At 57.1% G+C, this 11960-nt stretch carries 8 protein-coding genes; 2 read left to right on the top strand and 6 right to left on the bottom strand.

Annotation, left to right across the window (positions count from 1 at the left end):
- Positions 1-146: 146 nt before the first annotated feature.
- Complete coding sequence (gene rlmN, locus JMF94_RS12365; protein WP_240825434.1) at positions 147-1211, top strand: 23S rRNA (adenine(2503)-C(2))-methyltransferase RlmN; 1065 nt, start codon at positions 147-149, stop codon at positions 1209-1211.
- Between the two features lie 25 nt (positions 1212-1236).
- Here rlmN and JMF94_RS12360 read toward each other — a convergent pair whose 3' ends face one another.
- The 6 genes from JMF94_RS12360 to JMF94_RS12335 all read right to left on the bottom strand — a co-directional run bounded on the left by JMF94_RS12360 (position 1237) and on the right by JMF94_RS12335 (position 10282).
- The gene (locus JMF94_RS12360; RefSeq protein ID WP_240825433.1) at positions 1237-1743 is read right to left on the bottom strand and encodes a FeS-binding protein; all 507 of its coding nucleotides are present in this window, start codon (positions 1741-1743) and stop codon (positions 1237-1239) included.
- The gene (locus JMF94_RS12355; RefSeq protein WP_240825432.1) at positions 1740-2729 is read right to left on the bottom strand and encodes a 4Fe-4S dicluster domain-containing protein; all 990 of its coding nucleotides are present in this window, start codon (positions 2727-2729) and stop codon (positions 1740-1742) included. Before JMF94_RS12355 ends, JMF94_RS12360 begins: the two co-directional genes overlap by 4 nt.
- Before the next feature lie 155 nt (positions 2730-2884).
- Positions 2885-4294: an oligosaccharide flippase family protein gene (locus tag JMF94_RS12350; protein WP_240825431.1), complete on the bottom strand. Its 1410-nt coding sequence runs from the start codon at positions 4292-4294 to the stop codon at positions 2885-2887.
- Between the two features lie 9 nt (positions 4295-4303).
- Positions 4304-5212, bottom strand: a complete 909-nt coding sequence (locus tag JMF94_RS12345; protein WP_240825430.1) for an efflux RND transporter periplasmic adaptor subunit — start codon at positions 5210-5212, stop codon at positions 4304-4306.
- 59 nt (positions 5213-5271) lie between these two features.
- On the bottom strand, positions 5272-6732 hold the full coding sequence (locus JMF94_RS12340) for a TolC family protein (protein ID WP_240825429.1): 1461 nt from the start codon (positions 6730-6732) through the stop codon (positions 5272-5274).
- Positions 6733-6784: 52 nt separating this feature from the next.
- On the bottom strand, positions 6785-10282 hold the full coding sequence (locus JMF94_RS12335) for an acyltransferase domain-containing protein (RefSeq protein ID WP_240825427.1): 3498 nt from the start codon (positions 10280-10282) through the stop codon (positions 6785-6787).
- Between the two features lie 322 nt (positions 10283-10604).
- On the opposite strand from JMF94_RS12335, the gene JMF94_RS12330 reads away from it, so the two are divergent.
- Entirely contained in the window at positions 10605-11924 is a 1320-nt protein-coding gene (locus JMF94_RS12330) for an aminotransferase class I/II-fold pyridoxal phosphate-dependent enzyme (RefSeq protein ID WP_215648357.1), read from the top strand.
- The last annotated feature ends 36 nt before the right edge of the window (positions 11925-11960 follow it).

Here is an 11960-nt window from a genome sequence, read left to right as displayed (position 1 = left end):
AACGCCCTTTTTGCTTGTTCACGGCGTATGAACGCGGTTTTTGCCGGCATGAAAATTTCTTGCCCATCAGCGCCAAACATCGTAGTTCAACAGCCAGTGCACAACACTTCTGTACTACAAAACCTTATCTCATTCCGGCAGAGCATATGACCAATCTTCTCAACCTGACCCTTCCCGAGCTGGAAAACTGGCTTCAAACAGAACTGGGCGAGCGCAAGTTCCGCGCCATGCAAATTTGGCAATGGCTGTGGCAACGCATGGTTCGCGACTTTGAATCCATGACCAATATTTCAAAAGACTGCCGCGAAAAACTGACTGCCAAGGCTGTCATTGTCTGGCCGGAGGTAGTCACGGTAGAGAAAAGCCAGGATGACACCACAAAATTTCTGCTGCGCCTCGAGGATGGTGCGCTGGTTGAAACAGTGCTCATTCCATCGGATTCACGCGAAGGCGTGCGCCGTTGGACGCAGTGCGTGTCGTCCCAGGTAGGCTGCGCCATGGCCTGTACATTTTGTTCTACGGGGCAAATGGGCTTTGAACGCAACATGACCATGGCCGAAATTCTGGGTCAGATCCTTGTGGCGCGTGCGCACCTGGGTGATGACAGGCCGGAATGGCCCATGCTGCGCAATATTGTGTTCATGGGTATGGGCGAGCCATTGCTCAACATGCGCGAACTCATGCGCTCCCTTGAAGGCCTGAATAACGCCAAGGGGCTGAATTTCTCCCCACGCCGCATCACAGTTTCCACATGCGGCATTGAAAAAGGGCTGCGCGAGTTGGGAGATAGCGGCCTTGCTTATCTGGCGGTTTCGCTGCATGCGCCAACGCAAGAACTGCGGGCGAAAATCATGCCCAAGGCCGCACGCTGGCCTCTTGACGAGATGTTTGAAGCGCTCAAGTCATACCCGCTTAAAACGCGGGAGCACATTACCTTTGAGTATCTGCTGTTGGGCGGGGTCAACGACGGACAGGAACAGGCCAGGGATCTGGCCCGGCTGGTAGGCGATGTGCGGGGCAAGCTGAACCTTATTGTCTACAACCCCGCTGAAGGCGCTCCCTACGCCGCCCCCACGGAAGAAAGCGTACTGGCCTTTGAGCAGTATCTCTGGAAGCGCAAGATCACGGCCATACTGCGTAAGAGCAAAGGACAGGACATCAAGGCAGCCTGTGGACAGCTTAAGGCGGATCGACAGGCACAATTGGACTGAACCGGGGTGGCTGGCTGGAATAGTTCTAGCGTTGAGCCGGACGCCGCCTTGAGGCGCCGCAGCTCGTGTCTGCCCCATCGCGTGGTTTCAGCCAGCCGTACCCGCCCGTCCAGCGGCGGCAGAGCCTGTAAATCAGCAGGGGAAGCAAGGCCAGGGCACACACAAGATGCAACCCTTTAACGTATGCATACACACCATCGTACAGAGAAAAATCTGGCATGTTATGCATGATAAGCGCCAAGCCGCTGATGGCCAACCCTATCAGCAAACTCACGCGCAGCAGGCCGCAGCGGGTCAGGCAGTAAGCGCTACGCCCCTGAAGACGCCAGACTGTGAAGGCGTATGTTCCCAAGAACAGCAGTGCCGCTGACGAATAATAATGCGCAACAGATGGCGACCAGCTAGAGCTTTGAATCAGCCCATAGCGCCCGGCCTGCGGCAAATGCGCTAGACCGCTCCACACGGCTGTGAGCATGCTGGCCAGCCACAATACGCTGAAGAATGAGGAAAAAAGCGATGGCTGGTTTTTCATGGCTTGCGCCTCATCTTTCTTTCACGCCACAATCGCAGTACCGCCAGGGCCGCCCCCGCCACAGGGGCCAGCAGAACCGCCTTCAGCAGGCTGTTTTCTTTATCCATACTGGCGCCAGCCGGGCGCAAACTCGGCATACCAAAGCCTACCTTTCCCTGACGCAGCATGTTGGCTTCAATATCGCGGAAAAGCACTGAAGAAACATAGATGGTGTTTGTGCCGCCATTTTCTTTGAGTCCAAAAATATCCCCGGCCCGCTGCTCCGCCATTTCCTTGGCCAGCTTAGCCATTTCCTCACGAGGTCCAATACGCATGGCCCCCTGCGGACAGGCCGTCACGCAAGCAGGGTTTTCGCCAGCCTTGAGCAGAGAACTGCAATAATCACATTTGAACATCTGTCCGTTGCCAACATACCTGGGCGCAAGGTTCAGGTAAGGGCCAACCCCCGCCTGGCGTTGCGGAATACCCCACGGGCAGGCCCGGTCACAGGGGCCGTCCCCCAGACAGGTGCTGCGATGAGAGTAAACTGCTCCTTCATTGCTTTGGCGCAAGGAGCCTGTGCTGCACAGAGTGACGCATTGTGGGTTCAGGCAATGCAAACAGCGCCGAGGCAAATATATCCGACGCTCCACACCGTTAACCGCGATGGAGCATGATTGAATAAAAAGCCAGTTGTAGGGAGTAAGGCGAGAAACTTCATCGCGGCGGGTCGACCAGTCGTTGACGCGCACCCATGCTGGGTAGGGACGGGGAATTGGCTGAACAGGAAGTGGAATTTCTGCCAGATTTCTATCGCGGCAGGCGGACACGCAGGCTCCGCAACCATTGCAGAGATCCACATCAATGATGGTGGCGCGGTCATCACCGCCGCCCCAGTTCTGCAAGCTTGAGGCCATAGAAGATGATGCACCCGCCAGCGATAAGCCCGCAGTGCCTGCCATGGCCTTAATGACTGACCTGCGCTGTAGAAGCAGCTTGTTGCCCATGAGAATGCCTTGCCTGTTACTGTCTTGCAGTAATTCTATAGGCCTGCCTTTACCGTGGCGTCAACTTCTCAGACAATTGGCCCGGCGCAGTCTGATCATCCGGGTAATGCTTGCCACTCCATGCCTTGCACGGCAACTGACCGTCCAGATGTGCATCAGGCAAGCGCGGCTTTTTCAAAAGGCGGTGGTGGTCTCCAACGCCAGAACAAGGCCAGCAAAGGCACAAGGCCTGCCAGTTCTGCCAATTCACGCGGCGCGACCAGCCCTATCCCCCACCACAGTCCTACGCAGGCAGCGCAGGCACCAAGCATGATTCCCCACTGCTCAAGCGACATGGGGCGCGCGGCCCACTGAAAATAGCCAACTGTAAGCAAGGCCACCCAAACCTTGGTAATGGTAAGGGACAAGGCCGCACCTTCAAGGGGCATGGCAGGAATGAGAGTAAAGCAGCATATCAGATTGCACACCAGGCCCGTGAGATAAAATACCAGGAGCAATCGGTGTTGGCGCATGCCAATCATGGCGTATGCCGCAAGGTTGTGCAAAAAGGCCGTTGCTAGACATGGTGTAAGCAAGCGCTGAGCGGTGACCGCACTTTGGTAGTTGGGGCCGTAAATCAGGGGAAGAAAGCGGTCGCTCTCCACACAGATAAGAAAGATAATGGGCAGCGACGCAGCCCAAAGGGAGCGTGCAGTCTGACCGGCCAGTTGTCGGAATGCGCCCTTATCCTGCTGCCAGAGTTTTGCCAGCAGTGGAAAAATAACCTTGCCCAGCAATGCGCTGGAAACAAGCACCGACAGGCCTTCAACTGTTTCCCAGGCAACGCCGTAGCCACCCACGTCGGCATTACCGCCGTACTGCTTAAGGAATATCACGTTGATCTTGTTATAAAACATGGCGCAGCCAGCCATGCAGGTAAAGATAAGGCCGTGCTTCATGTGCCGGGCCAGATCTTTCATGCCATCAAGTCCAACACCAGCAAGGGGATTGCGCTGTAATGCCAACAAGGCAAAAATGATGCACAGCACAGATTCCATGGGCTTGTACAGGGCAATCACAATGGGCGGTGCATCAAGCACCACGCAGGCAATACCAAAGCCAATGCCCATCAATGCAGACGGAACACGGATGCGCATTTCCACATCCTGTCGCCCCCGCGCCTGGCAGAGTGCAAAAAACGAATCGCTCACCCCGTCCAGCCCCAAACCAGCGGCAATGCACATAACCACAAGCCGCAGCTCAGGTGTATAGTTTTGCCAGCCAGTCACAAGCCATGTAACGCCGAGGGCCAGAACAAGCACAACGAGCTTGAGCCAGGTGACTTCACCCAAGAGGGCCAAGGGGCGCCCTTCGCGCCGGGCAAATGTTGAGAGCAGAAAATCATTAAGCCCCACGTCGGCTACGGTTTTCACCAAGTAGCCGAACGTGAGTGCCAGCACGACTTGCCCCAAGATATCGGGGCTGCGGCGTGCAAGAAGAATGGTAAAAGCGGTCCAGGCCAGGTCGCGCGTCCATTGCGCACCCAGAATGTACCCCAATCGTCGGGGGATGCTTTTCAGCTTCATGAAACGGGTTTACCTGCTCCCTTTGAAGCGCACCACAGCCTTGAACCCAGGCTTGAGTTCCAGACCAGGATTGGGAACAGTAAGCTCCACCGTGTAATATGAAGGATTTGAAACGCTCATATCATTAGAAACCCAGGAAATTTCATTCACTGTACCGTTGAACTTTTTGTTGTTCAGCGAAGGAATTTCAACTTCCACCGAGTCTCCAGCCTTGATGCCGCTGATCTCGGCTTCGTAGACGGGCACCTGGATCAGCACGGGATCAAGCCGCCCCACGCGCACGGGCGTGGTGCCAGCGGCCAACAGGGATCCAGGATTGAGCGTGGAGTCAAGCGACAGCACATAACCGTCAATGGGAGAGGTAAGCGTAAGTGTCGCAGGCAGGCGCTCGCCTTCCTTGATGGTTGTGCCGAAATAGCCGCTCAGTTCCTCGAGTCGGGCGGCGAAATTCTGTTCAGACTTCTGAATGGTCGCAGTCAAAAGTTCAATGCGGCGCTTCAGGGAGTGAACATCGTCTTCCAGTCGGCTGGAAGCTTGGGCAGAGCCTAGCCCCGAGGCTGCAAGCTGGCGGGCCTTGTTGCGCTGGGCGGCAGTTTCTGCAAGCTTGCGGTCAAGATCAAGCACCTGTCCTCTAAGGCCCTCGGTAGCAGCCCCGGTGGTCACTTCTCGTTGCAGCACCCGCTCGGCTTCTTCCTGAAGGTGGTAACGCATCAGCGGCGCACCTTTGGCAATGGCTTCGCCGGGCTTGACCATCACTTCATCCACAACAGCGTTAAACGGCACAGGCACGGCGCGCGTGACCGTTGTAACGACCTTGCCGGTCAGAATGGTCGCGCCAGCGCCTATGGAACCATTCTCCGCAGCAGAGACTGCACCCTGAAATATCAAAAAAGCAGCAAGTAGCGTGACAGCAGACAATGCTGCGGCAAAACAACGCCGCCGCTCCCGCGAGCTCGTTTTTTTATACATACCCAACATTACAGCAGCTCCTTAGCAGGCAGGCCGAGGAAGCGCTGGGCCAGAGAATTTGACAGGTCCATCCACTCAAGCTGGGCCAGCTTATAGTCAAGCTCGGCATTGATGTAGGCAATGCGCGCCTGAACCATGTCCTCCTGCTTGGAGGCCATGTCGGGCAGCTGCGCAATGCCTTCGTGGAAAGAAATCTGGGCTTCCTTGTACTGCATGCTGGCTGTGTCCAGACGGGTCTTGGCAAGCTTGAGTTCCGTTTCGGCCAAGGCTACCCGCTGCTCGCTCTGGAGCCATTTGTTGGAGTAGTCCGTACGCTTGCGGGCCAGCTCGTGGAAGGCCTGGGCCTTGCCCATGCGGGCAGTCTGTACACCACGGTACCTGCGACCCCAGTCGATAATCGGGAAGTCAAACGTCAGATGCAAAAAGGTGTCTTCAGCACCGCTCGGAGGCTGATACTGTCCTGACGGAGGATAGCTATTCAGCGCAATGGTCATGGTCGGCATATACTGTGCCCACGCGACCATAATGTTGTAATCGCCCAAAGTCACCTGGCCACGCAGCAGCAGGTCATCTTCTGTGGCAGGCCAACGTTCTTCCCAGGTGAGCTTGCGGCCATCAAAACCGGCCAGCACGGAATCAGCGCTCTTGGTGTCCACCTCAAGCCTCTGCTGCGGCTCAACGCCAGCAAGAATCTTGAGTTGTGTGCGCTGCATCACTTCCTTCATGCGGGTCTGCTCCAGCTTGAGTTCAAGCTCGCGCTGGTGCTGAATGGCCATGTTGAGCGAAACGCCCTGACGGCCATCAACAGCCTCAACCTTCTTCCAGTAATCCACAAGCTCCTTGCCGAGCGGCAGCAGCTCTTTCTGCGCGTCCACAATCTTCTGCTGGGCCTGAAGCTGGAGATAGGCCTCGCCAATCTTGCCAATGGCCTTGCCCACGGCCTTGCGGTGGGTGGAGATGGCCAGATTGACCATGGCCGACTGCACCTTGTGTTCAAAGTAGGTGGCCATGGGATTGGGGAAGGCGGCATAAAAGCCCACGCGAAACCGGGTTTGGCCGTAATCGCTGGGCGTGTCTTTATTGTCCATATTATACCGCGTCAGGTTGTTGGACACGGTAAAACTCATGCGCGGCTCGGGAAGGTACTTCCACACGGCGTCTGTCTGGGCGAGACGTTTGATTTCAATATTCACGGCGCTGTTGACCAGGGCAGGTGACTGCTGGATGGTCAGAAACACGCAATCTTCAAAGGAAAAAACCTTCTTGGGATCATAGAGGTTCGGCACTGCGGCTTCAAGCTTGGCCTTGTTTTCAACAGGCACGCCTGGGGCTTCTTCAAGCCAATGCTTGGCGGGAAGTTCCGGCGACTTGAGCCCAGCCTTGTTGGAACAGGCTCCGGAAAGCAGGGCCGCCACAAGCAGTAGCGGCAGAAAAAGACGTGTAGTAAGGTTTGCTTGTGCAGTGAGCATCTGGCACCCTTTGCGTCGTTGCGCTTTGCGCGACGCTGAGCAGATTGAGTGTTTATGCCGAGGGATTCATGGCAGGGGAAAGCCCGGCCTGATCACCTCGGTCAAATTCAAGATGGTGAATTGTCAAAAAAACATGCCCTTCCTGATCAATGACCTGCGCGTCAAAACGACGCAGCCGTGCATTGGCCCAAGAACGTTGCATCAATATGCGCAAGGGGCCATCAGCACGGACAGGCCCGATGCGGATAAAGCCCACGGCATGCAAAGCCCACTCCTGCATAGCGGCAGCAAGAGCGGCAGTATCTGAAAAATCCTTGGAGTATTCGGATGTTATGGCAAGCCATGCAGCCTGCAATACGCCCTCCACCACAAGCATGTCGTCAGTATAGCCAGAATCAGCTTCGGGGGCAATGCATGTCTGGGGCAAACTCACCGCGCCAGAAAACAAGTCGTTGGGCAACATACAGAAGCTTTCCACAAAACGCCACTCGCGCCCCAGCCCGGCAGCAGTATAAAAGGGCCCGGTGTCTAGCGCAGGGCTTGCCACGGAGGCTGCGGCAGGCACCTCCTCCCACAGGGGGGGCACACTGCTGCGATGGGCCGCAAGCCACACCATTCCCTCGCTTACCGGTGCATACTGGGCAGTATGCCTGCCGTTGGGCGTCAAGCCGCGCACTGAAAGCTCACTGCGGCACATGCGCGTCATGACTTTTTCCTGCAGCAGCCAGGGTTCTGCCTCAGCTGTCACCCGGCATTCGCGAGTAATGCCGGGCGGCAATTCCGGCGCATCAAAAAAACGCAAATCGCAAAAGCCCGTGACTGTCAGCCAGGGCAAGGATTGCCTCGAGCTTTCAAGCATGGCCTCCAGACTGCGGCAAACCGGCAGACGTGGTACATCCGCTCCAAGGCAGTTACCCGGTTGCGCGCCGTGCAGGGCCAGTGTTTTGTCGGCAAAACGCGAAAAATGGCAGGCCCCCTGAAACAGGGTGGCGGTTGAGCGGTATACGGGCTGTTTTTCAGGAAACACCAGCGGGAATCTCAACGGATTCTCCTTGATGACGTTCCGGACGGACGGCTCCTCACAAACAACCTGACCGTTCAAGGATCCAGGCCGCACCCAGAGCACCTGTTCGGCTGTGCCGCAAAGAATTTCACGCGCCAGCATGTCGCCCCATTCGTCAAGACTCGCTCTTTCAGGGCCGTGCAACATGCGAATTGCCCGCACAGCCACATCATGGGCGTGAGCCGCCGCATCCAGGGCTTTTTCCAACGGGGCGTCAAAAATGCAGTTTTCCACTTTGGGCGGCAGCACGGAACAATTGCCAGCAAAGCGCAAGCCATGAGGCACGGCAGCCGCAATAGCCGCTTCCATCAACGCGCCAAGCCGCTCCGGCGCAGCATGTGACGGCACATCATCGGCAGAAGGCGCAACCATAATGCCAGCCGGGATCGGCGGCACAAAAAACAACCCGTCCACTCGGCCCTGTGCCTGTGCGAAATCCGCTATGGCCGTCTGCAACTGACTAACTGCAAGAGCGGTTTCGTCGCCATTGCCCAGATCTATATCAAGCGGCACCAAATTTGCCCCGGCCTTGGCAAGGGGCGCGCACCGCTCAAGCAGAGGCTGGGGCACACCCAGCACGCATCCCAGGGGTGCAATGCCGCTCAGCAGGCGGGGCAATATGTGAGCATCCAGTACGCAGAGGAGCACAACATCGCCAAGCTGAAGATTTATCCCTGAGGCACTGGGATCAAGCAGCAGAGGCTCAAGGCACAGCTCGCCATTGCTCCCAACTGCGGGCAAAGCTTTAAGGGGGGCAAACCTGCGCAGAGGCTCCGCGCAAAGCTTTGCGGTTGCACTGACCCTTTCTGCGGCGTGCTCTGCCTGCCCTGCAAACGCAGAACCACCGGAAAGCACCCGGCCAAGATCACCGATGGTTGATACCTGCAGCAGGTCTTCAAAATTGACGGCAATGCCAAGGGCCTTTTCCACATCCTGCACAATATGGGGAAAGCGGCTGGAGCGCAGGGCAAGATCATAGCGCAAGTCCATTTCTGGGCGTAGATCTTCAACCGGCCTGCCGCAGGCCTGAGCCAGAATTTGCAGAACCACCGCCATGTTTTCGGCATAGGATGCCATTACAGGTGCGGCATCCGAGGCAGCGACAGCAGAATCAGCGAGTTCAGCCGTTGCCGTTTCCATAACACTGGATTGCGGGGCATCTGACGCCGCCGAAGCGCAGGTATTTGCAACATTGCCAGCCACAGCAGGGCATAAACCGCAGTGTGGTGCCGGTTTGCAGGCCAACAAACGGGCTTCGCCGCCGCTTGCCGCCAGATGCATCCGCCGGGCCACAGCCTCACGCCGCAGGTACCCCAGTGAATACAGTTGGGCGCAGGCCTGACGCATGCCCTCTACTTCTTTCCCCTTGCGTCCTGCCGTCAGGCATTTTGCCTGCGGCTCATTGTCAGCCGCCAGGCTGCACAGCGTATCCTGCGGGCCAAGTTCAAGAAAATACCGGATGCCCTCACGGTTCCACATGGTCTGCACACATTCTGTCCATCGCACGGAATTTTCATCAAGATCGGCGATGTACTGGCAGATGGAGGGTTGATCTTCAGGGTAGAAATCTGCGGTAATACCGCTCAGCATGGGTCTTTCGGGCGCAGACATGTCGAGTGCGCTCAGACGGCGCAAAGAAATGTCGCGCAACACGCGCATGCTGGGATGGTGAAAAGCCAGGCTCACATTGAGAACAATGGCAGGGATGCGGCGTTTGCGCAGGCTCTTGCGGGCTTCCTGCAACACACCGCGAGGGCCGCTCAGAATAAACTGATGCGGCGTGTTGTAGTTGGAAACATAGAGTTCTGGCCAGGTGGCGCAGGCTTCGTTGATGATCTCGGCGTCCGCGTGCACGGCCATCATACCTGTTTCACGGGAGGCCCCAGCCTCCAGTTCAGCCATGTGTACGGCGCGCGTATCCAGGATATACCACGCCACTTCGGGGGCCAGTATGCCTGAAAAACAGAGAGCGATCAATTCACCAAGGCTATGGCCGCAAAAAAGCGAGGGGCTCAGCCCCAGCGAAGACAACACGCTCCACTGGGCGTACTCCAGCATGAATACGTAAGGAGACTGCCAGCGGGTAAGGCTGATTTTCTCCACGCCCGTTTCATCCATGAGGCCAAGCACGTCCCAATCCGCCACGGCGGCAAGGCGATCCATTGCTGCTCGGGCTGCGGGGAAATTGTCGTACAGCTCACGGCCCATTCCGGGCCAGACCGCCCCAAGACCGCAGCACATCACCGCCAAAGGCGGCGGGCCGTCAGCCCGCTCCGGCGCAATCCACAGACCGCGAGCTTCCAGCCTGCCAAGGGCTTCGGCATCGGGATTTGCTGGCAGAGCCAGTAATTCCTGTCGCCATGCGGGGTTGACGGCACCGATACGCCACTGCTGGCCAGCCTGTTGCAGGTTGGCATAACGCACGCCATCAAGAACTACTTCGTCTTGCATGGTGCCTGGTACTGGATTTTCATAGTCCTGACGCATATCTTAGTGCCTGTAAAGGGCCAAAGCCCGGCAACCCGACAGGGCCGAGGCGGGGCAAAAGGGGCATAGCAGCCATTTGGGTAAAGGATTATGTTAGTAGATATCATCATTCTTGTCCAGCCAGCGCCCGCAAACTCCTTTACCACACTGCCAACAGATCAGCACTGTCTGTAAAGCTTTCAACAGCGCCGCCCAACACGTGACTTGCCATAACATCTTGCTTTGGCTATACTGACTCCTTACAATGTTGCGCCTGCCGGATTTCGGCCCTCATCTGGCCCACCAGGCACGGCTTTTTTGGACAAATTTACGAGGACGAGGCATGAAGAACAACCATTCCTATCAGGCTGGCCAAGAGGCGGTGCAAACTCCCGCCGCCGCCGAAAGCAGCGCTTCCGGATTTAACCGCACGCGTTCCAAGCTCGCCTTTGATCGGCTTGTGGAAATGGGAGCCAAGATGGGGATGGAAAATCCTCTGTTTCTTTGCCATGAGCGTGCGGCCAAGGCCACCACGTTCATTTCCGGCAAAGAATATCTCAATTTTTCCACATACGACTATCTGGATATCAACGCTCACCCCGAGATCACCGCTGCCGTCAGCGAAGCCGCTGCCATTTACGGCACCTCTGCTGGCGCCAGCCGCCTGGTCGGCGGCGAACGTCCGCCACACCGTGAGCTTGAGCGCGCCTTTGCCGACCTGTACGGAGTGGAAGACTGCATCATTTATGTGAGCGGGCACGCCACCAACGTCTCCACCCTTGGCTTTCTTTTCGGCCACCGCGACGCCATCTTCCACGATGGCCTGGCTCACAACTCACTGGTTCAGGGCGCGCGTCTTTCCGGCGCATCGCGCTACTCATACGCCCACAACGATTGCGATGCCCTTGAAGAAATGCTCAAAGCCAAACGCGCCGAGCACAAGCGCGCCGTTATCGTTACCGAAGGCTTGTTCAGCATGGACGGCAACATCCCAGATCTGCCGCGCATCATTGAACTGAAAAAGCGTTACGACTGCATGCTGCTTGTGGACGAAGCCCACTCCCTTGGCGTGCTTGGCGCAACGGGCCGGGGCGCGCACGAACATTTCAATATTGATCCCACCGATGTGGACATGTGGATGAGCACGCTCTCCAAATCCATGTGCGGTTGCGGCGGCTTCATTGCCGGCAGCCATGAGCTGATCGAATTCCTCAAGTACGGTTCGCCGGGCTTTGTTTTCAGCGTGGGCATGCCCCCCATTATCGCCGTGGCCTGCCACAAGGCTCTGGACATCATGCTGCGCGAACCCGAACGGGTGCACAAGCTACAGAAGATTTCGCACTTCTTTGTGGACTACGCCGCCAGCATTGGCCTTGATACGGGCGCGGCCCAAGGCTATGCCGTTGTGCCGGTCATGGTGGGCGACCCCATGGTGGCGGGCTTTTTGTCCAACGCACTGTTCAAGCGCGGCATCTATGTGATGCCCATCACCTTCCCTGCTGTCAAAGAAGGCACAGACCGTCTGCGTTTCTTCCTTTCCGCAGCCCATACGGAAGAACATATCCGCACTGCGCTGGATGCCGTGAAGGAAGAAATCCCCAAGGCCTGGGCCATTGTGGACGACTACAAGCGCCAGAACGCCAGCGAGAGCGGGCAGGCGTAACTTCATAGCGACCCGTGTTGCGTGGTCGGACTGTCG

Source organism: Desulfovibrio sp. UIB00 (genome assembly GCF_022508225.1).
In the GTDB taxonomy this organism is placed as follows: domain Bacteria; phylum Desulfobacterota; class Desulfovibrionia; order Desulfovibrionales; family Desulfovibrionaceae; genus Desulfovibrio.
This window is presented reverse-complemented; position numbering and strand designations above follow the sequence as displayed.

Excerpts from the sequence above, each read along its gene's own strand:
- JMF94_RS12335 (WP_240825427.1), bottom strand. The coding sequence starts at position 10,282 with ATGCGTCAGGACTATGAAAATCCAGTACCAGGCACCATGCAAGACGAA.
- JMF94_RS12330 (WP_215648357.1), top strand. The coding sequence starts at position 10,605 with ATGAAGAACAACCATTCCTATCAGGCTGGCCAAGAGGCGGTGCAAACT.
- JMF94_RS12360 (WP_240825433.1), bottom strand. The coding sequence starts at position 1,743 with ATGAAAAACCAGCCATCGCTTTTTTCCTCATTCTTCAGCGTATTGTGG.
- rlmN (WP_240825434.1), top strand. The coding sequence starts at position 147 with ATGACCAATCTTCTCAACCTGACCCTTCCCGAGCTGGAAAACTGGCTT.
- JMF94_RS12355 (WP_240825432.1), bottom strand. The coding sequence starts at position 2,729 with ATGGGCAACAAGCTGCTTCTACAGCGCAGGTCAGTCATTAAGGCCATG.
- JMF94_RS12340 (WP_240825429.1), bottom strand. The coding sequence starts at position 6,732 with ATGCTCACTGCACAAGCAAACCTTACTACACGTCTTTTTCTGCCGCTA.
- JMF94_RS12350 (WP_240825431.1), bottom strand. The coding sequence starts at position 4,294 with ATGAAGCTGAAAAGCATCCCCCGACGATTGGGGTACATTCTGGGTGCG.